At 40.7% G+C, this 21,322-nt stretch carries 16 protein-coding genes and 1 pseudogene; 7 read left to right on the top strand and 10 right to left on the bottom strand.

The features are described 5' to 3' along the window. Positions 1–112 precede the first annotated feature (112 nt). Positions 113–1,726 (bottom strand): alpha-glucan family phosphorylase, encoded by a 1,614-nt coding sequence (gene glgP / locus AC1D7X_RS10170; RefSeq protein WP_495456934.1) that lies wholly within the window; start codon positions 1,724–1,726, stop codon positions 113–115. A gap of 355 nt (positions 1,727–2,081) precedes the next feature. Here glgP and AC1D7X_RS10165 point away from each other — a divergent pair, with 355 nt between their 5' ends. Beyond that, positions 2,082–3,077, top strand: a complete 996-nt coding sequence (locus tag AC1D7X_RS10165) for a Gfo/Idh/MocA family protein (protein ID WP_495457122.1) — start codon at positions 2,082–2,084, stop codon at positions 3,075–3,077. Continuing rightward, the gene (locus tag AC1D7X_RS10160) at positions 3,070–3,585 is read left to right on the top strand and encodes a hypothetical protein (protein ID WP_495475247.1); all 516 of its coding nucleotides are present in this window, start codon (positions 3,070–3,072) and stop codon (positions 3,583–3,585) included. The genes AC1D7X_RS10165 and AC1D7X_RS10160 overlap by 8 nt, the downstream gene beginning before the upstream one ends. An 82-nt stretch (positions 3,586–3,667) precedes the next feature. Here AC1D7X_RS10160 and AC1D7X_RS10155 read toward each other — a convergent pair. The 3 genes and pseudogenes from AC1D7X_RS10155 to mscL all read right to left on the bottom strand — a co-directional run bounded on the left by AC1D7X_RS10155 (position 3,668) and on the right by mscL (position 5,543). Further along, a pseudogene (locus AC1D7X_RS10155) lies at positions 3,668–4,482 on the bottom strand (alcohol dehydrogenase catalytic domain-containing protein). Between the two features lie 153 nt (positions 4,483–4,635). Further along, positions 4,636–5,040: a hypothetical protein gene (locus tag AC1D7X_RS10150; RefSeq protein ID WP_495456932.1), complete on the bottom strand. Its 405-nt coding sequence runs from the start codon at positions 5,038–5,040 to the stop codon at positions 4,636–4,638. Between the two features lie 110 nt (positions 5,041–5,150). Beyond that, positions 5,151–5,543, bottom strand: a complete 393-nt coding sequence (mscL, locus tag AC1D7X_RS10145) for a large-conductance mechanosensitive channel protein MscL (RefSeq protein WP_495475148.1) — start codon at positions 5,541–5,543, stop codon at positions 5,151–5,153. A 380-nt stretch (positions 5,544–5,923) separates the two neighbouring features. Between mscL and AC1D7X_RS10140 the strand changes: the two genes are divergently transcribed. From AC1D7X_RS10140 to AC1D7X_RS10130, 3 genes are read left to right on the top strand one after another with little or no spacing between them, the layout of a single operon-like run. After that, positions 5,924–6,685 (top strand): methionine ABC transporter ATP-binding protein, encoded by a 762-nt coding sequence (locus AC1D7X_RS10140; protein WP_495475147.1) that lies wholly within the window; start codon positions 5,924–5,926, stop codon positions 6,683–6,685. Beyond that, positions 6,678–7,340: a methionine ABC transporter permease gene (locus AC1D7X_RS10135; protein WP_495475146.1), complete on the top strand. Its 663-nt coding sequence runs from the start codon at positions 6,678–6,680 to the stop codon at positions 7,338–7,340. Before AC1D7X_RS10140 ends, AC1D7X_RS10135 begins: the two co-directional genes overlap by 8 nt. A 55-nt stretch (positions 7,341–7,395) precedes the next feature. After that, on the top strand, positions 7,396–8,220 hold the full coding sequence (locus AC1D7X_RS10130) for a MetQ/NlpA family ABC transporter substrate-binding protein (RefSeq protein ID WP_495475246.1): 825 nt from the start codon (positions 7,396–7,398) through the stop codon (positions 8,218–8,220). A 148-nt stretch (positions 8,221–8,368) separates the two neighbouring features. Here AC1D7X_RS10130 and katA read toward each other — a convergent pair whose 3' ends face one another. The 5 genes from katA to AC1D7X_RS10105 form a co-directional block, all read right to left on the bottom strand. Then, positions 8,369–9,826 (bottom strand): catalase KatA, encoded by a 1,458-nt coding sequence (gene katA / locus AC1D7X_RS10125; RefSeq protein WP_495475145.1) that lies wholly within the window; start codon positions 9,824–9,826, stop codon positions 8,369–8,371. A gap of 551 nt (positions 9,827–10,377) precedes the next feature. Beyond that, on the bottom strand, positions 10,378–11,733 hold the full coding sequence (locus AC1D7X_RS10120) for a sugar porter family MFS transporter (protein ID WP_495475245.1): 1,356 nt from the start codon (positions 11,731–11,733) through the stop codon (positions 10,378–10,380). Between the two features lie 244 nt (positions 11,734–11,977). Continuing rightward, complete coding sequence (locus tag AC1D7X_RS10115; RefSeq protein WP_495475144.1) at positions 11,978–13,321, bottom strand: response regulator; 1,344 nt, start codon at positions 13,319–13,321, stop codon at positions 11,978–11,980. Then, entirely contained in the window at positions 13,296–14,747 is a 1,452-nt protein-coding gene (locus tag AC1D7X_RS10110; RefSeq protein ID WP_495475143.1) for a sensor histidine kinase, read from the bottom strand. Before AC1D7X_RS10110 ends, AC1D7X_RS10115 begins: the two co-directional genes overlap by 26 nt. Beyond that, positions 14,744–15,742, bottom strand: a complete 999-nt coding sequence (locus AC1D7X_RS10105) for a substrate-binding domain-containing protein (protein ID WP_495475142.1) — start codon at positions 15,740–15,742, stop codon at positions 14,744–14,746. The genes AC1D7X_RS10110 and AC1D7X_RS10105 overlap by 4 nt, the downstream gene beginning before the upstream one ends. Positions 15,743–16,109: 367 nt before the next feature. On the opposite strand from AC1D7X_RS10105, the gene AC1D7X_RS10100 reads away from it, so the two are divergent. Further along, a complete protein-coding gene (locus tag AC1D7X_RS10100) occupies positions 16,110–18,782 on the top strand; it encodes a bifunctional 2',3'-cyclic-nucleotide 2'-phosphodiesterase/3'-nucleotidase (protein WP_495475141.1) in 2,673 nt (890 codons plus the stop codon). Positions 18,783–19,052: 270 nt separating this feature from the next. Here the strand turns inward: AC1D7X_RS10100 and AC1D7X_RS10095 are convergent, their stop codons facing one another. Further along, positions 19,053–19,904: a helix-turn-helix transcriptional regulator gene (locus tag AC1D7X_RS10095; RefSeq protein ID WP_495456923.1), complete on the bottom strand. Its 852-nt coding sequence runs from the start codon at positions 19,902–19,904 to the stop codon at positions 19,053–19,055. A 125-nt stretch (positions 19,905–20,029) separates the two neighbouring features. Between AC1D7X_RS10095 and AC1D7X_RS10090 the strand changes: the two genes are divergently transcribed. Then, complete coding sequence (locus tag AC1D7X_RS10090) at positions 20,030–21,319, top strand: Gfo/Idh/MocA family protein (protein WP_495475140.1); 1,290 nt, start codon at positions 20,030–20,032, stop codon at positions 21,317–21,319. Positions 21,320–21,322: the final 3 nt, after the last annotated feature.

The raw sequence follows: 21,322 nt of genomic DNA, 5'->3' as shown, positions 1-21,322 counted from the left end.
CCCTTTTATTTTCAGAAAAGATAGATATCTTTTAACAATTTAGAATTACATAAGAAAAAAAGCCGTTCAATCTCAAACATGAGATGACCGGCTTATCGCGTTTAACGATTTCCTATTTAATGTACATGAGGTTAAAGTATTGCTCTAACATACGTTTACTTGCGAACTCGTGACGAGTAGTTTCAATGCTCTGCTTCATCATTTCGACCCACTTTGGACGGTTCTCGTAGTACGTAGGTAACACTTTGTTAAGTAAAGTGTCGTATAGAGCCTCCGTATCATGACGGTCTAATAGCTCGAAATCTGTCGTCTCAAAGCCATCACCAATTTGCCATCCATTGACTCCATCAATACAAGCCTCTGGCCACCAACCATCCAGAATGGAGCAATTCAATACACCATTCATTGACGCCTTCATGCCGGAAGTTCCACTTGCTTCAAGTGGTCTGCGAGGGTTGTTGAGCCAAATATCAGATCCACGAGTTAACATTGCTCCAATAGTCATATCATAATTCTCTAAGAATACGACACTCTTCGGATATTTCTTCATCATGGAGACTAGATTACTAACAATTTTTTTGCCGTTATCGTCTAAAGGATGAGCTTTGCCAGAGAACACGATTTGTACTTTACCTGATTTTAGATAAGGCTCAATGATTTCAGGAGTAGAGAAGATCAGATCACTTCGTTTGTAAGGTGCTGCTCTACGAGAGAATCCGATGAGCAGATTATTTACATCTAATTGAATACCAGAGCGATCTTGGATGAAATCAATTAATTCTTGTTTAAGATCCATATGGGTTGCCCACAAATCGCCATCATCTTCAAAGGCACGAGTAATACGTTCATCAACCCACGTTGGTGTGTGAATAGCATTCGTAATCGCAATAATTGGGGAACGTCCGGAAACTTCCTTCCACATTTTGTTGGAGGTATCCGCATGAAGTTCTGCTACGCCATTAGAAATGCGTGATAGACGTAAGCCAGCGACAGTCATGTTAAAAGGATTGCCACCAATACGCTCCATTTGGTCGCGAGTCAAGCCATTGAAAGCCGACATATATTCAAGACGCTCTAATGGATGTGTCTCATTACCTTCTTTAATCGGAGTGTGTGTAGTAAATACGACTTCTTCCTTTGTTGCTTTCCATGCTTCTTCGAACGTATCTCCCGTACACATCTTCTCGCGAATTAATTCGGTAGCAGCAAGAGCTGCATGCCCCTCATTGAAATGGTAGACGTCAATTGGGATTTCCAACGCACGCATGGCCTTTACTCCACCTATACCTAGAACGATTTCCTGGGCAATACGTTCTTCGCCGAACCAACCATATAGCTGACCGGTAATCCAAGCATCATTGTTCTCAGGAATATCTGTATCAAGCAAGTACAGAGGGTTATTTCCGAAATGTTCTGTTTTCCAGACTTTACAGATGACATCAATGTTTCTGACTTTAACAGTTACTTTTACACCCGTATCTTCTAGAAAGTCGTAAACGTAGTTATGGTAAGTATCGTAAGGGTTTCCGTCCGCATCAATCCTTTGGTCTGTATAACCCTGTTTCCATTTCACACCGATTGCGACAATCGGCATTTGAATATCTTTTGCACCCTTGATGTAGTCACCGGCTAGAATTCCTAGACCACCAGCATACATTTTGAAATCGGAATGAAGTCCATACTCCATGCTAAAGTAAGCTACTGTCGGTAATGTATTCTCATTCATTTGACAAGCCCCCTAATCATCTCATTGTGGTTAATCCATTAGCAATATGATGTAGTACTTCTCTCGATGCAAACGTTTGCTTCATAATCGATTTCAAATAAACATGTAAGCGATTACGCCCATATATTAGCATACTTATCCATGGAAAATCTATGCATATAAGATAAAATGACCTATTTTCACAAAAAATTCATGGAAATCGGTAGTAGTGACCTTATTTTGATGGGACAAACGTTTGCATTTCTTTCTCTATAGGGGAGCAATTGCACAATGTTAGCTTAAATATTGGACATGAAGATAGGAGAATGAGAGAATGATATTACAAAGATCACATGAGGGATGGGGAGATAAAATTATGATACGATTTGGTATTATTGGAACTAACTGGATAACTGAACGTTTCATCCTTGCAGCATTGGAGACAGAGGAATTTGCTCTTACGGCGGTGTACTCGAGAACAGAAGATAAAGGCAACACGTTTGCTGCTCAATATAATCATCCTAAGGTATTCACGAATATAGAAGAAATGGCTTCAAGTGATCTAATTGATGCTGTGTATATTGCTAGTCCGAATTCATTTCATGCGCAACAAGCAATTCTATGTATGAATCATGGGAAGCACGTCCTATGTGAGAAGCCTATGGCCTCTAATGCTACTGAGATGAAAGAAATGATTAAGGTTGCTAGGGAGAACGACGTGCTACTAATGGAAGCTTTGAAATCGACGTTAATGCCGAATTTCAAGATCATGAAGGACAATTTGTATAAAATAGGACAGGTTCGGCGTTATTTTGCAGGATATTGTCAGTATTCATCACGTTATGATGCGTTTAAACAAGGTACGATTCTGAATGCTTTTAATCCAATATATTCGAACGGTTCATTAATGGATTTAGGTATTTATTGTCTCTATCCGATGGTGACCTTATTCGGTAAGCCAGATGAAGTTCGTGCTGTGGGTGTGATGTTATCTTCAGGTGTTGATGGTGAAGGAAGTATGGTCATGAAATATAACGATATGGATGCAGTTGTTATGCATTCTAAGATTACAGATTCCTATTTACCTGCTGAGATCCATGGTGAGAACGGAACGATGGTGATTGATAAAATTAGTCAGCCGTACGATGTGAAAATTCATTATAGAGATGGCACGATTGAAGATCTAACTCGACCGCAACTCCATGAATCCATGTACTATGAAATTCAGGAGTTTATTGGATTGCTAGCGAGAGGGCAACGAGATGGATCCATCAATTCTCATGCGAATTCATTAGCCGTAGCCGAGGTTATGGAAGAAGCTAGACGTCAGATTGGTCTTCAATATCCAGCGGATCGTCATTCAGATGTATGATCCTACCGTTTACGACAATTTAAAGGTCGCTTTTGAGAATACGTTATACGATTTGGATAATCTGGATGGTACCATTCAGATGGTCAATCGGTTGGACCGGATGGAAATGTCGGTTATGTCGAGGGAATTCGTTATCCAGTTCGTATTGGCGGAATATACAGATATAACAGCTGAGATTTCTTTAGAGGTATCACTCCAGGATCTAGCTGCTGAAATCCTAGAGTTACCAGGTGAGGAACCGGGTTGCACGTTGCGTCTACGATTCTATATGCCAATTCGTAATGTGGAGACACAGTGTGTTCAGGTTGATCAGGCCCTCCTAGAGATCTGGAAATCGCCGACAACACCGACACAAACGTTAAGTTATGTATATGGTCAAGATCCCTCAGGCTATATGAATACCATTGAGGTAAGATTTGAGCGTAAAATAAATGAGGATCAGATGGGAGATATCCCTGAGGTTGTGGATCATGTCATTCAGACACTACGCAATTTAAAAGATATTTAAAATACGTGATTTCCCTTGAATAGATCATAGGTGAGTTATCTAATCAAGGAAGAATCATGTTTTCCCTAATGTGAGAGTTTATTTAAGGTTTCAGGATAACCTTGATGCAATCATCTTCATGCTCATAGAACATTTTATAAGCATCACGGTGCTTGTCCCATCTTCAGGATGATATTTCTTTCAAACATACTTCCTAGAGGGAACATGTTATAGACAGAACCATAGACTCCAGTAAGTTGAATAGTGTAAGCGATAAGGAACATGATCAACCGCAATAACTCTTGATGCACCCTTCATCCAAGCGAATTTTTGCGCCATTAACCCAACAGGGCCACAACCTAGAACCGTCACCGTATCTCCGGGTTTCATACCCGAATGCTCTACACTCCAGTAAGCTGTGGGAAGAACGTCAGACATAAATAATAGGGCCTCATCTTCAAGTTCGCATGACTCTGGAATAACAAAAGGCATGAAATTTCCATAGGGCACATGTAAATATTCGGCCTGTCCTCCAGGATAGTTACCATAACGATCTGTGAATCCAAAGTATCCACCCGTATCTACCTTAGGATTTCGATTAGAGTTGTTACATTGGCTTTCTAAATCGTGCTGACAGTAATAACAATGCCCACATGAAATGTTAAAAGGAAGTACGACACGATCGCCTTTCTTCACCTTCGTGACCTCAGATCCGACTTCTTCAACGATTCCCATCGGTTCATGACCAATCACGTAGTCCTTATCGGCAGGTAGTGCACCAAGATAAATATGGAGATCAGAACCGCAGATGGCTGTTGATGTGATACGAACAATGATATCTTCTTTATTCTGTAAAGTAGGATCTTGGACTTCCTTAACTTGTATATCTTTCGCTCCCTGATATGTAACGGCTCTCATGATCATTCTCCTTTCTATAGGTATCTATTGAATTATGCCCCAGGGTAAAGATCACCATTCCCATGAATTAAAGCTTAAATAATCAAAAAAATCTGGAATCGCTTGTTAGCTATCCCAGAACTTTTGATCTTACATTTAGTTTCCTTTAAACCATTAGCATTTTTTGGTGCTCTGTTGTTGTCTAGTAATGACTAGAACTTCACAAGGAAGAACACCGGTACGTTGAATTTCGAGAACTTGGCTTTCTGTCAATCTAGTACCTACGAGAATAAATGATGAAGTCACATTGTTGAAGTTCGTTGTACTTAAGTTAGCTACATTCGTTCTTCCAGTGTAGATCCGGTATGAACCTTTGAAGTTATTTCGAGAGAAAAGAACTAAGGTTACATTTTGTGGAACCATGGTGTTGTTAACTTTAAAACTAGTGAGTAGATTGTTGAATCGTAAGGCTCCTAGATTCTTTACGGCTACTCCTCCGTTTCTAAAAACAATGTTTCTCCCTGTATAGTTGGCTCCTGCAAACAGGGAGAGTCGAAGATTGTCATTATTGATTGGCATTGCTATCACTCCTTATATGAGATGATAACAATATATGAAAGTATTATAGATTTGGAGTAGACTTTTGAGACGAAATTGAGTTTGCTTTTCTGTTAGCTGAGGGTTGAATGCTAGTTATCCATTCCTTGTCGTTGTTGTTTCAACAAGTCACGGATTTCAGTAAGTAATCGTTCTTCGTTAGAAGGAGATGATGGCTCAGAAGCCTTGGTTTCTTCTTTGCGTTTAAATCTACTCAACACTTTAATAAATAAGAAGATAGAGAAGGCAATAATGGTGAAATCAATAACGGTCTGTATGAATGAACCATATTTCAGAACGGCATCACCTAGAGGATATTGCATTCCGGAGAAATCACGACCCTCAAGAAGTAACCCAATTAAGGGCATCAGTAAGTCATCGACCAAGGAAGAAACAATTTTACTGAATGCAGCTCCTATGATAACTGCAACAGCAAGATCCATGACATTTCCCTTAAGCGCGAAATCTTTAAATTCTTTTAACAAAAGTACGTCACACCCTTATTCTATTAATATTTTATTAAATTATAACAATGTTGAGGATGGGTTACAATAACGGAGTGTGTAAGAGATCGTATTGACCAAGACGAGCAACTTCAAAGGTTTATTGCAAGATAATAGGAGGGAAATCCGATTGTAATCATTAATTATATGAAATATATCACGTAGAAATTGTGGTATACTAGGTGAAGATTGTCATTTTCTAGAATGATGATAATCTTGATAGCCAAATGTGGATACGACGCTCGCTTAGACGATATGTCTTGTGGGCATTATTTTTGTTTGTCTAGGACTTACATAGGTTACTATATATTCGTTCATGATGTGAATGAATAAGCTATCCCTACAAAAGGAGGATACTCTTGATGATTTCTTTGCATCAAGTGAGCAAAACATTTGTTACATCAAATAGTCATTTTCAAGCCATAGATTCTGTATCGCTTCAAGTGGGAGCAGGAGAAATATATGGCATCATCGGCAGTAGTGGAGCAGGGAAATCCACGCTCTTGCGAATGATGAATTTACTGGAAAGACCTGACGAAGGTACGGTGATCGTAGATGGTCAGGAACTGACAGCGATGACCGATAAGCAGCTTCGTGAAGCACGTAGATCGATGGGGATGATCTTTCAATCTTTCAATCTGGTTAATAATCGGACGGTAAGTGGGAATGTCGCGATTCCTCTCGAAATGGCTGGATTACCGAAGAAGGAGCGCTTAGAAAGAGTTCGAGAATACTTGGACTTTGTCGGATTACTGGATAAGTCAGATGAATATCCATCCCGTCTAAGTGGGGGCCAGAAACAACGGGTAGCCATCGCTAGAGCGCTAGTCACTCGCCCGAAGGTACTGTTATGCGATGAGCCGACATCCTCTCTAGATCCGCAAACGACGGCAGGAATTCTGGATGTTCTGAAACATATCAACTGTAATTTCGGAGTTACCGTCGTAATTGTAACCCATGAAATGGATGTAGTTACGAATATGTGCTCTACGGTATCGTTGATGGAGAACGGTGGTTTGGTCCGAACGTTCACGGCGGAGCTAGGGCATGGTATTTCACCCGATGATATTCTGAGCATGACTGAGGCACAAACAGGGAATAAAGTGAGGGAGACTCATGTTTGACTACATCATGCAATTTCAGTCTGAGATATGGCACGCGATTGGTGAGACTTTTGTCATGGTTGGAATTTCGATTGCTGCAGCCATATTATTAGGACTTCCAGTAGGGACATTATTATACTTGTGCAGAAAAGGTCAGTTGTATGAGAATCGTGTCTTGTTCGCTATTATGAATATTGTAGTTAATATTGTCCGATCGTTCCCTTTTCTACTACTTGTAGTGTTCCTCATTCCGTTTACGCGATTTGTTGTAGGAACAGCGTTAGGAACACTTGCAGCTTCTGTACCCTTATCCATTATGGCGATTGCTTATTATTCCAGATTAGTGGAACAGTCACTCTTGGAGGTTCCCAAAGGTGTTATAGAAGCAGCTACCTCAATGGGAGCATCGACGTTACAGGTCATCGTCAAGTTTCTGTACGTTGAAGCACGTTCAGGTCTCATGCTGGGGTTAACCACATCTACGATTAGTTTTATCTCGTATTCAACGGTGATGGGAATCGTAGGTGGGGGTGGAATTGGAGATTTCGCGATCCGGTATGGATATCAAAGGTTTGAGACAGAGATTATGATATTTACGATCATTATTATGATTGTTCTGGTGCAAGCGATACAGTATACGGGTAGCTTTATTTCTAGAGTGTTAGATAAAAGATAATACAGAGTTAAAATAGACAATGGGGGTTTTTGAGTTGATTAGAAATAAATCATTTATGTTGATTGCGGTTGTTGTATTGATGTTAGTTGTGGCTGGATGTGGGAATAAGAACAACAATGACCAGAATCAGGCTGAGGATAAGGCTCAGACTCAAGAAGAAGTAACGTTGAAAGTGGCTACACTTATTCCACCAATGACAGAGGTATTGGATATTGTAAAACCTATGTTAAAAGAAGATGGCATTAATCTTGAAATCGTCGTGCTGTCAGATAACGTTCAACCGAACAATGCCTTAGCTAATAAGGAAGTTGACGCTAACTTTTTTCAGCATGTTCCTTATATGAATCAATACAATGAAGCCAATAAGAGTGAGTTAGTGCCTGTACAACCCATCTATAATGCTATCTATGGTGCATACTCCAAGAAATATAAGAAGATAGAAGAGCTGCCTGAAGGAGCAACGATTGCGATGGCAAATGACCCTTCAAATATCGGACGTTCCCTTGTAATGTTTGAAAAAGATGGTCTGATCAAGTTAAAAGAAGGTGTAGGTATTAATGCAACACAAGCAGACATTATTGAGAATAAGAAGAATTTCAAATTTCAAGAGGTAGATTTGTTGATGTTGGCTCGTACGTTAGATGATGTGGATCTTGTTGCCATGACGCCAGCCTATGCTAAGCCACTAAACTTGACGCCTAAGAAAGATGCTTTGATTACAGAAGGCGATGATTCTGACTTCGTGATTACGTTAGTAGCTCGTAAAGATAATGTAGATTCAGCACCGATTCAGAAGCTCGCTGAGAGAATGACAAGTCCTGAAGTGAAAAAGTTCTTTGAAGACAATTATGCTGAAATTGCTGTACCTGCATTTAAATAGTTGAAGTTGTAAGGCATAGAGCACGGATCTTCGGATCGGTGCTTTTTTTGTTTTTATTTAAAAGGATTAGAAAAAAAGAGTGCCCCTTGTCATTTCATCAATGACTTTCAGGACACTCCCTTAATTACAACCTATTCATCTAAGATTCTTAAGCCTGTGGCACCGACAATCCTAGTCCTTCGGCTACACGTTGCCCGAATTCAGGATCAGCTTCTAACAAGTGACCGATTTGGCGAATCTTGATTTCATCCTTATCTACAGGCATCATAGCACCAACATAGTTCCGAACAAGACGCGTACGTTCATCTTCGCTCATTAGACGGTACAAGTCACCGGCTTGTGTATAATGATCATCTTGATCATAAGCTACGCTGGCTGCTTGCCCAGATACTTCGAATTCAGCTGGTTTATGTTGAGGTACTTCTGTAGCCCCACCATAGCTATTGGGTTCATAATATACAGCACTTCCACCATTGTTATCAGGACGCATTTGTCCATCACGTTGATTGTTGTTTACTTTGGCAGCATAAGGGCAGTTGATTGGCAACGCATTATGGTTGGCACCAACACGATAACGATGTGCATCTCCGTAAGCGAACAAACGGCCTTGTAGCATTTTATCTGGAGAAGCTTCGATACCAGGCACAAATGATCCAGGAGTGAACGTTGCTTGCTCCACTTCAGCGAAATAGTTCTCAGGATTGCGATCTAGTACCATCCGACCCACTTCGATCAGAGGGTAGTCTTTCTGGGACCACACTTTAGTAACATCAAATGGATCGAAGCGATACATATCAGCATCTTCTAATGGCATAATCTGAACATGCAGATTCCAGACTGGGAAATCTCCTTGGTCTATAGCATTAAATAAATCTTCTGTATGATAATCAGGATTCTCACCTGCAAGTTTAGCAGCTAGATCGACATCAAGATTCTGAATACCTTGTGCTGTTTTGAAATGATATTTCACCCATACCGCTTGACCTTCAGCATTAACCCACTTATAAGTATGACTACCGAATCCATGCATATGTCTTAGTGTTGCAGGAATACCTCGATCGGACATGAGAATGGTGACTTGGTGTAATGATTCCGGTGATAAAGACCAGAAATCCCATACCGCATTTGGACTCTTCAAATGAGTCTGTGGATGACGTTTCTGTGTGTGAATGAAATCAGGGAATTTAATCGCATCACGGATGAAGAATACCGGTGTGTTGTTCCCTACTAAGTCATAGTTACCTTCTTCTGTGTAGAACTTGAGAGCGAATCCGCGTGGGTCACGAACAGTGTCAGCAGATCCAAGTTCACCTGCGACCGTGGAGAAACGAGCGAACATAGGTGTACGTTTGCCTACGGTATTAAGAAAGGCAGCTTTAGTATATTGAGATAAGTCATTGGACACTTCGAAATAACCATGAGCTCCGGCACCCTTAGCATGAACGACACGTTCTGGAACACGTTCCCGATTGAAATGAGCCAATTTCTCTAGGAGATGAACATCTTGAATTAATACCGGACCACGAGGCCCTGCGGTCATAGAATTCTGGTTGTCTCCGACAGGAGCACCCCAACTGGTAGTAAGATTGTTGTTATTGTTAGTCATAATAATGAAATCACCTCATAAAATAATTTGTATAAGTATATGATAACAACTTTTAAAATATAATCAATACTTATTTATAATTATTATAAATAAGAGGTATATATGTAGTTTTAGGTTCATCCTAAAACCCAGCATGCAACAGCAACAGCCACCGTCACCGTCACAGGAACAGCAACTCAATCAAGTTCCACAAACTCACGTAATTATGGAGCATTCACAATAGGTCGGCCCCACACGTTCTGTTAACAATGATTGAAGCACTAATCTTACTCGTGATCGGTTACTGGTCGAATTACCTGGAATAACTCCTGTTAATAATCTAATAAATCCACTATTTAACTATGCAACTGGAAATTCTACCGTTAATTCATTCGATTCTCGGCTATTGTTGCTTAAATGCTCGAACTAGATGGAGAATAACGTATCTTCGTATCGTCGTAGCAACCTATCATCATACCGTCGTAGCGGTACCAAACACCGCGGTTTCTCTAAGATGTTGAGTCTAGTCATACCGGATCCATACGATATAAAAAAAGAAAACCGAACGGCTCTTAAAGAGTCGTTCGGTTGTTTGGTGCAGACCATAATGATTCGATTTCTTCCAGCGTCTTGCCCTTTGTCTCGGGAATCACACGCCAAGTGAAAAGGAAGGCAATCAAGGACATGCCGCCGAAAATCCAGAATGTAATTCCAGGTCCAATGGAATCAAGCATCGGTGGAAAAGATTGCGATACAATATAATCAGCCACCCATAATGCCATGGAAGCAATGGCTGTAGCTTTACCACGAATTCGGTTCGGGAAGATCTCCGACATGATTACCCATACGACAGGCCCAAGCGATACGGCAAAGGAAGCGACGTAGAGTAATATGAAGATGAGAACCAAAGGTCCTGAGGTATGACCTGTTTGAAAAGCAGCACCTATAACAATGAGACAGATCATCATCGAAGCTGATCCAACTAATAGCAGTGCTTTACGTCCGACTTTATCAATAAGCCATATGGCCAGAATCGTGAATAGGAAATTGACTAACCCGACAAGAATCGTCTGAGTTAATGCAGCATTTGTACCTGCGCCCGTTGCCTTAAATATCTCCGGTGCGTAATACATGACCGCATTAATTCCTGTTACTTGTTGTAAGACTGCAATCACAACACCTACAATGAGTGCAATACGTAATCCTGGTTTGAACAATTGACGAATAGAGCCACTTTCTTGCTCGAAAGATTTCTTGATATCGATAACTTCTTTTTTCGCTAATTCTTCCCCATGAATACGTAATAGAGCAGGTAACGCTTCAGCGGGTCTTCCTTGTTTAATGAGCCATCTAGGGCTTTCAGGAACGAAGAAGAGGAGACCAAGAAATAGTAATCCTGGAATAGCGCCTACACCGAACATCCAACGCCAAGCCGTAGTGATCCCCCAAGCCGCATCCCCAGAATTTGAGATCCATAAATTAATGAAATAGGTTAAAAAGATACCTGTTACGGTAGCGAGTTGGTTCAACGCGACTAGACGACCGCGATATTTAGCAGGAGCTATTTCAGCATTATACAGTGGGCATAAGGTAGATGTAATCCCTATACCAAGGCCGCCTATAATACGAGCTACTACATAAAGAGAGAACGTATCGGCTAATCCTGAAGCAATAGAACTGATTATAAAAAGGATTGCAGCAGTCATCAGAATTTTTTTGCGACCGAATTTGTCACCTAACATGCCTGATGATGCGGCTCCTACAATACAGCCGATAATTAGACTGGACACAGCCCAACCGACTTGTAACTGACTTAATTGAAAGTGTTGCTCCATGAAACCAATGGCTCCTGAGACAACAGCTGTATCGAATCCAAATAATAATCCACCAAGAGCGGATACAATGGACACTAGAATCACAAATTTCATGCTAATGTGTTCATGGTCTTTCTCTATCGTACTTTCCAAAGGTGTTGACCCCTCTCATTATCCACTAAAAACGATCTCATTGTATCATAGATAACCAAAGTGAAAGGGGGCAAATACCTTCACTTATCTGTGTTCTTACCGCATTTAATTCATACAGCGTATTTATAGCCTTATGACGATGCTGAATTAGCACATTTATGTCTTGGAAACACAAAAAAGTCCATGTCGTAGACATGGACATTACTCAAGATTTCTTCTGATTCCGGAATTCACTTGCGGTTATTCCGGTTACCCTTTTGAATACACGACTGAAATAATTCGGATCGTTGTAACCTACTTTGTAGCATACTTCCTTGAGACTTAGACTCTCAGAGCTCATTAGGAGTTTAGCCTTATCGATTCGTAACTTCGTGACATAATCAATGAAATTACTTCCTATTTGTTGTTTGAATATTTTACTGAAATAGTGTGCGTTAAGATGGACGAAGTCTGCCACTTCTTCAAGAGATAAATCCTCTGTATATCTGTCCTGTATATACGCCTGTGCCCGATCGAGGACGGTTATCGTTTGTTGTTCACGTTCCTCTCGAATCTGGTGCAACGCAGATATAACATAGGATTTATGACCTGATTCGGAGATGGAAGAATGGCTCTCCGACTCGGTTGAGTGTATATCCCTTTGCTTCAATTCCTCAAAGTGACAGATATTACTATTGTGTTCGTCATAGGTAGATGCAAATACTGCTTCAAAATAAGACTTGCGAAACCCTTCCGCTCCGCTATGAAGCGTTCCTATCCCGATGGATACGTCGTATTGGAGTTGCCTTTTCGTCAATATGGCGAGTTTCTCTCCATAACGTTTGGATTCTTCCTTCCATAGATCTTCAGGAATGGTAGGGTCCTTTTCTATGAAAATAGCCATGTGACGTTCAATTAATGAACTAACGATACAACTCGATTTATTCGTCTTTGCGAAACTTCGAATGGTATCATATATTTTCTGTTTGTTTTGTTGATGAATATGCTCTGGGAATGCGATCACAATCGCACAGCCTCGATGAAGAGGAAAGTCGAGCCACTCGGATAACTGTTCAGCATCCGTATCTAATGTCTGGTCGACCATAAACATTAAAGAAAGTTCATTCTCAACTAACGGGAGTAGCTGGGATACTTTATGTCTAAGTTCTAGTTCGTCCGTACGTCGTTTCTTCTCTAGGGTTAGCTCGGAGACAAGTTCTTCAAGCACGCTAATCACTTGATCTCGTTTGGCTGGTTTGAGAAGATACTCTTTCACACCAAGCGTCAGAGCTTCTTTAGCATAGGCAAAGTAATCGTAAGCTGTGACTAGGACGAACTTCGTATCGGGTAGTTTTCCTTTAATTTCTCGTATGGCAGTTAAGCCCTGGATACCTGGCATATTAATATCCATCATCACGATATGTGGCCGATGTTCTTCCGCTCGTTCAATAGCTGTTCGGCCATTATCCGCATGAATGATCTGAAATGTATCTGGCATCATGCGCTGAATGATCCATTCTAGTCCTTCACGTTCCAATGCTTCGTCATCCGCGATCAATATCCGATACATGCTGGGATTCTTCCTCTTTTCTAGTGGGAATTAGAATGGTAACCGTTGTTCCATATCCTAGTGTGCTATCTATGTTCACCAGATCATGTCGTCCGTAGAATAACTGCAGACGTTTGAACACATTTCGTGTACCCAGACCGGTGGAATGTTCTTTCTCCGTACTTGCTTCCATGCGAAGTAAGGATTGTCTTGTTGCTTCGCTCATCCCGCACCCATTATCCGTTATGGTAATGCGTACCCCTTCAGGCACTTTACCTATTTCGAGACGAATGAGGGCATCCTGTTCCATCTCTTGGATTCCGTGTATGAAAGCATTCTCGACTAAGGGTTGAAGCGTTAATGAAGGAATAGATTCTTGTAACGTTGTTTCATCAATATCTAACTCGAATGAAACGCGGTCTCGAAAACGTGCTTGTTGAATCGTGAAATATTCTTGGACCATGGCTAACTCATCTTGGAGTGTGACGGGTTGGTCTAGATTTCGCAAATTATATCGTAGCAGATTCGACATGGACACAATCAGATCGCTTGTCTTCTCAGCGCCTTCAATCAAGGCCAATCGGGAGAGAACATTTAACGTGTTGAAAAGAAAGTGTGGGTTCATCTGATTCTGTAGAGCTTGTAACTCCAATTCTTTCACAAGTTTCTCTTGTTGGATGTTCTCTTTATCTTTCTCTATAAATACCAATAGATCACTCGTCATTTGTTCGAAAGCACCGGATAGAATTCCTAGCTCGTCATTGGAACGTGGCACAAGAGGTTGGACGTGAAGATTACCTTTGGCAATTCTTCTAGCCATACCTACGAGTTGGCTGACCGGGATCGTGATGCTTCGAGAGATCCAGTATGCGAGCACGATACTAATGAGTGTATTAATAACAAATAGGGCTGAACCCAAGTGATTCAGGCGGTTATTCTCTTGTTCAATTTCTTGATATATGCTTTGGTAGAAGCTAATCTCTGAATCGACAAGCCGTCCTGCTCCTTCACGGATGAAGCTTGTCGTCTCCTCTGCATCCGCATAATGGGCAAGTGCCGTACGCGTGATATGATCTTCATCTGCTGTAATGGCGTCTGCTGTCTGCTCCATTAGTGTCTCCAACATATGGACATAACTTATCATATCCGAAGGTGCGAGAGAGGGGCTTGTGATATTCGAGAGTTGATCATGTATATTCTGTAAGTTCTTCTGTTCTTGTTGGAGTTCAACCTGGCTACCCTCTTCAGTATGGATCAAATGGTGATAAAGCAACCTAAGATTACGATCTGCTGTCTGAGAAGATTGTTTATACAGCAAGATTCGTTCCATCATGATGTCGTAGCTTTGTTGAACGGTTTTTCCACTTTGGAACAGAAAGTAGGTGACTACATTGACGAGTAGTACGAGCAAGGGAATAAATAGAAGTAGTTTTTTTCGAATCGTCATGGGCACGAGACCTCTTTAGGAATACCAGGTGAAGGACGGTCTAATATTGTAATCGCTGTGAAATGGTGTTGTTGTACAGTCTTGTTCTGAAAATAGTCATGGATTAACGATATTGCATCGTATCCCATGCGATTCGGCTGCTGTACAATGGTCAATTCAATCTTACACTGCGCGATCCCTTTCTGCGTCTCGTCTAAATCGTCAAAAGCAAAGATATGAATATCTTGTAGCTTCGCACGTTGTGTGGCATCTAAGATACCTAATCCATCGAGAGAGCTGAGACCGACCATATAGCGTACTTCAGGATGATTAGTCAGAATAGTCTCTGCTTGGTCTGCCGCTTGAAGACGAGAAATATTAGAGGATCTCACATCAACAATCGTAAATCTGTCAACTTCATTAATGACGGAGCGGAACCCCTCTAGGCGTTGTTGCTGATTGTCTGCTGACTCGTTGCCAATCAATACACCAATGCTTGCTTGTCTTCCTGTCGCTTGAACGACAAGGTCCCCCATCCTTTTCCCTGCCTCGAAGTTATCTGTCCCTACATAAGACAACCTGGAACTGTTAGGTTCATCCGTATCGATCGTGATTACGGGAATACCTTGATTCGTAGCGGTCATAATTAATGAACGATATATGGGATCATGGATACCTTGAATTAGAATGGCATCGGCTTTGGTAGCGATGGCTTTCTTGAATAGTGTGATTTGTTCATCTGGATTGATTCGAAATGGCCCACTGTACTCCAGATTGATATGGTATTGCTCAGCGGCTTCTCGCGCTCCTTCTTCAATAGAACGCCAGTAAGGATTGTCCAATTCCTGAGAGATTAACACGACGTGCCGACGGAGCGGATCAGCATTCTTCGATGTAGATCCCAAGGGTTCAATCATGTCACGAATACGAAGCATAGAGAACAAGAAACTAAGCATCAATGTAACAAATATGGTAAATAGGATCACTATACTAAGATTCCATTTCCTGTTAGACATGCTGCAACTCCTTAGATTCTTCTTAGTATGGACATTATACAAGAAACATGAGGTAAACCCAAAAGTGAACTTATCCCGGGTTTTCCCTACATAGACCAAATGATTGGAGATAAGATTTATATAGCATTCTTCAATGCGAAATTTAGTAGATTTATACATGAATAATGGAAGATTGAAAGAGAGATTAGAGGGTTTTTTAGCGAAAAAAACAGCAAAATGTCGGTTTGAAGCAATTTTTAAAATTTAAAATAAAAAGCCTAGCGTATATCGTTAAATAAATGTGTATTTTTTCCTGAATCTACTCTATTATAGTATTGTAACTCTAAAAAAGTTATAAAATATTACATTGAAGGGAATGAAATGTTTCATGGAAATGAGTTTCAAGAGCAAGTTTCATAAAGTTATGGCATCGTCGTTGACATTAAGTTTGCTTCTTTTACCTGTCGGAGGCGTTTATACTTCAGCAGCTGCATCAGACGATTCGTCTCTTAAATTGAGAATTATGGAGACAACAGACATTCATACGAACATCATGTCTTATGATTATTATAAAAGTGCTGTTGCACCAACAGTAGGGCTTGCTAGAACGGCAACTGTCGTAAAAGAGGCTCGGGTAGAGAATCCTAACACATTCTTAGTAGATAATGGTGACTTAATTCAAGGAACACCACTTGGGACTTACAAAGCACTTGTAGAACCTATCAAAAAAGGTGAAGTGCATACGGTATATAAAGCTATGAATCTTATGGGATATGATGTAGCAACATTCGGTAATCATGAGTTTAACTATGGTCTAGATTACTTGGATAATGCGATCAAACAAGCTAACTTTCCTTATATTAATGCTAACGTATATATAGACGACAAAGATAAGAATCCAGACAACGATGTAAATCGTTACGAGCCTTACAAGATTATGACTAAGACATTCAAAGATGAAGCGGGTAAAGAACAAACATTAAAAATAGGTGTTCTAGGTCTAGTAACTCCTCAAATTACAGAATGGGATAAGGTAAACCTTGAGGGCAAAGTTATTACTAAGGATATCGTAGCTACAGCTGTGAAATTCGTTCCTGAGATGAGAGCAAAAGGTGCAGATATTGTTATCGTTATGTCTCACACTGGGTTCAATGGTAGTGCACAAGCCAATGTAAATGCAGAAGATGCTGTTCTTCCTTTAAGTAAGGTCCCAGGAATCGATGCCATTACATTCTCTCATACTCATAAAGTATTCCCTGCTGCGAACGAAAAAGCTTTGGATAATCTATTCAAAGATAGCACTGGAAAATTGTTACCAGGTGTAGATAATGCCAAGGGAACAATTAATGGTGTCGCTGCCGTTCAAGCGGGCTATGGTGGTGCTAACCTAGGTCTTATTGATCTGTCTTTAGAGAAAAAAGATGGTAAATGGTCTGTGAAATCTACACAATCATCGACAAAAGCTATTTATGATGCTGTTGCTAAGAAATCGACAGTAGAACCTGATCAAGCGATTGTTGCTGCAGTAACTGCAGATCATGAAGCAACCATTAAATACGCAAACAGTCCAATCGGTACAACAACTTCAGCGATTCACAGTTACTTCGCTCTTGTACAGGATGATCCGTCCGTACAGATCGTAACTAATGCTCAAAAAGCATATGTAAGTGACTATATTAAGAAGAACCTTCCTAAATATGTAGATACTCCGATTCTGTCTGTTGGAGCTCCGTTCAAAGCAGGACGTAATGGAGTAGAAGAGTACACAGATATTGCAAAAGGTCCATTAGCTATTAAGAGCGCTGGAGATCTTTATTTGTACGATAATACACTTAAAGCGATCCTTGTGAAGGGATCCGTTGTTAAAGAATGGTTGGAAATGTCAGCAGGTAAATTCAATCAGATCGATCCTACAAGTAAAGAAGAACAAGAGTTATTAGATTCTTCTTTCGCAGTGTTTAACTTCGACATTATTGATGGTGTAACCTATCAAGTAGATGTAACTAAACCAGCGAAGTACAAAGCAGATGGAACTATGAATGATGAGAAATCAAGCCGTATCGTTAATCTTCAATATAACGGTAAAGCTGTGACTGCCGATCAAGAGTTTGTAGTTATTACTAACAACTATCGTGCAAGCGGTGGTGGTAACTTCCCAGGCGTGAAAGGTAGCACTTATATTATTGATAGCCCAGATGAGAATCGCCAAATTCTGATGGATTATATCTCAGCAAACAAAGAAATTAATCCTTCAATTGATAACAACTGGTCCATTGCTCCGATTACAGGTGAAGTGAACGTTACATTTACTTCTTCGCCAAAAGCGGAATCCTATGCTAAGTTAACAGACAATATCAAGTATTTGAACAAAACAGATGATAAAGGATTCGGAGTATTCTCCATTGATTTAAGCAAGACAAGTATTACACCAACACAACCAACAACACCAGAAGTAACACCAACACAACCAACAACACCAGAAGTAACACCAACACAACCAACAACACCAGTAGTTCAAGTACAATTTAAAGATGTACCTTCGGATCATTGGGCTTATGAGTATATCAGTGATCTAGCAACGAAGAAGATTGCTGCTGGTAAAACGGTAGATACATTTGCTCCTAGTGCAACTGTTACTCGTGCTGAATTTGCAAGCTTACTTGTAAAAGCACTTGGTCTAAAAGCTACAGGTGCAGCAACATTTAAAGATGTACCTGCAAGTAGTTGGTATGCATCGTCAGTGAATGCTGCATTTGAGAATGGATTAATTAAGGGTATAAGTGCTGATAAATTCGAGCCAACACAAAATATCACACGTGAACAAATGGCTGTCATGGCTAAACGTGCGTTAGATCTTAAGTCTGGCAAGACTGTACAAGCGACTACATTAACTAGTTTTACAGATAACAGTGAGATTACTGAATCTGCTAAAGCAGACATTAGTGTTCTTGTAGAGCTTGGAATCATGAAGGGTCACGATAGTGGCGCATTCGCACCTAAAGGAATCTCAACACGTGCAGAAGCTGCTAAAGTCATCGATCTTATTATTACATTGAAATAATAAGAGTAACGCATTGGATAGAATTCATGTCAATGAATAGCAAGTGTTTTTTCTAAGCAAGGCGTTCAAGTATCTTAAGATACGTTGAACGCCTTGCTTTTTTACGTGAATGTAAGGAAACACAACGCGTCCAAGCCTTATTTCATGAAATGTATTTAAAAGAGCCTGTACATTGCAGCCTGAGTTTGCGGAGTGTTTGACTTGATCGTCGAGATCTGAGATGCAGATTCAGATTCAGATGTTAGGTCTTTAAATTGCTGAGGGCCACACTCACGTCCTCCCCTTCCGATACTCCCTTGGTGACACATGAGACACCTTCTTAAAGGTTTTGCCGAAATGCGAGAAGTTATCGAAGCCACATTGCATAGCGATTTCAGAAATGGGTAATGTTGACTCTCGGAGAAGTCTCTGAGCTTCTGTTATTCGGGTTAAGTTTATGTAGCTGCTATAGGTGAATCCGGTGGTTTCTTTAAAGATACGGCTCAGATAAAATGGGCTGATGTAGAAATGTTGTGCAACATCAGATAAGGATAGTGGATCCGCTAGATGATCATTCAGATATCGAGCAATGTCCGCTATTTTGCGGCGAATGGGAGTCTCATTCTCATGTGTGAGGTACTTATTATGCTGACTCTGTCGATGAGCATGAAGTAGTAATTCAACCATTTGATGCCGAAATAAGAGAGAGCTGCTGGGTTGTAACTGAGTTAACTCGCGCTTCATCTTTTCAATGGTATCTGTTACATAACGACTCTCGTATAGGGGGAGTCGGAGAACGGGAATATCCCACTTAAAGGGTTCATCTAGAATATGAATCCATTCGGGATATAGCTGTTCTAGAACGCTGCGATGCAAATAAATGACGATGCGTTCATGATCAGGAATGCCCACATCAGATGTTTTGTGAACAGCATGGCGGTCGATAAATACGAGATCTCCAGCTACAATACGATAGCTTCGATCTTTAATGAAATAGAATCGTTCTCCTGATATTAAGTAATAGAGCTCATAATGATCATGGATATGATCATCATGCATGGTAAAGTGTCCGACTCTACGATCGTATTCAATTTCTATCGCTTGATTGGGGTCACGGAACGTTAAATGGTAAGGCAGGTTCAATACAATCACCTCTAATTAAATTATAGCAAGAATTGCGGGGTATTAGAAATATTAGTCATATTTTGAGGAGTAAACCGTGCTTGATTGCGCTATTCTTGATGTAATACAAAGAGGAGGCGGTTACATTGAGTCACAAGAAACGGTATGTATTGGTAGGTACTGGAGGAAGAGCGGAATTCTTCTATGCTGCATTAGCACAACATTATCATGAGACTTCAGAGTTGGTCGCCTTTTGCGATACGAATCAGACTCGTATGGACTATGCGAATCGATTGTTGAAGGAGAAGTATGATTATCCTGAGGTTCACACGTATACTGCAGATCAGTTCGTTCTGATGATTCATACAGAGCAACCCGATGAAGTTATTGTAACTAGCGTAGATCGTACTCATCACACCTATATTATTCGGGCAATGGAGCTTGGTTGTGATGTGGTAACGGAGAAACCTATGACCGTTGATGAAGAGAAGTGCCAGGAGATTCTAGACACGGTCAAAGAGACAGGACGGAATGTGCGAGTAACATTTAACTATCGTTATGCGCCACATCATACGAAGCTGAAGGAATTAATTATGGATGATGTGATTGGAAATATTCATTCTGTGCATTTCGAGTGGTTGCTTAATACGCAACATGGAGCAGATTATTTCCGTCGCTGGCATCGCGATAAACGTAATAGTGGAGGATTACTTGTTCACAAGTCAACGCATCATTTCGATCTTGTGAATTTCTGGATCGGATCTCAACCTGAGACGGTGTTTGCCTTCGGAGATTTGATGTTCTACGGTAAAGAAAATGCTGAGAAACGTGGCGTAACGAAGTTCTATGAACGAGCTACGGGTAATGAGATAGCTAAGGATGATCCATTTGCTCTTCAACTAGATGATAATGAACATTTAAAGGCCATGTATTTGGATGCAGAACATGAAGATGGATATCGTCGTGACCAAAGTGTGTTCGGGGATGGGATTAGTATTGAGGATACAATGGGTGTGTTAGTTCGTTATAAGAATAAGGCGATTCTGACCTATTCACTTGTTGCTTATCAGCCTTGGGAAGGATACCGGATTGTTTTTAATGGGAGCAAAGGGCGCATGGAGGTAAATGTCGTTGAGAAATCTTATGTAAACTCCGGTGGAGATAAAGCATTAGAGGGTGCTTTGCAAGGTAAGTCAATCCGCGTATTTCCGATGTTCGATGAACCTTTTGACGTTGAAGTAGAAGAGAAGGAAGGTGGACACGGAGGGGGAGATCCGGTATTACTTAATGATATTTTCGGGAATCCAGAGCCAGATAAGTTCAATCGTGCTGCCAATCATATGGATGGTGCGAGGTCGATCTTAACTGGAATTGCCGCTAACCAAGCGATCCGTACCGGACTTCCTGTTCGAGTAGATAGCTTAGTGAAGTTCTAAAAT

The organism is Paenibacillus sp. Y568 (assembly GCF_059445545.1).
The sequence above is the reverse complement of the archived record's forward strand: the minus strand, read 5'-3'. Positions and strand labels throughout refer to the sequence as shown.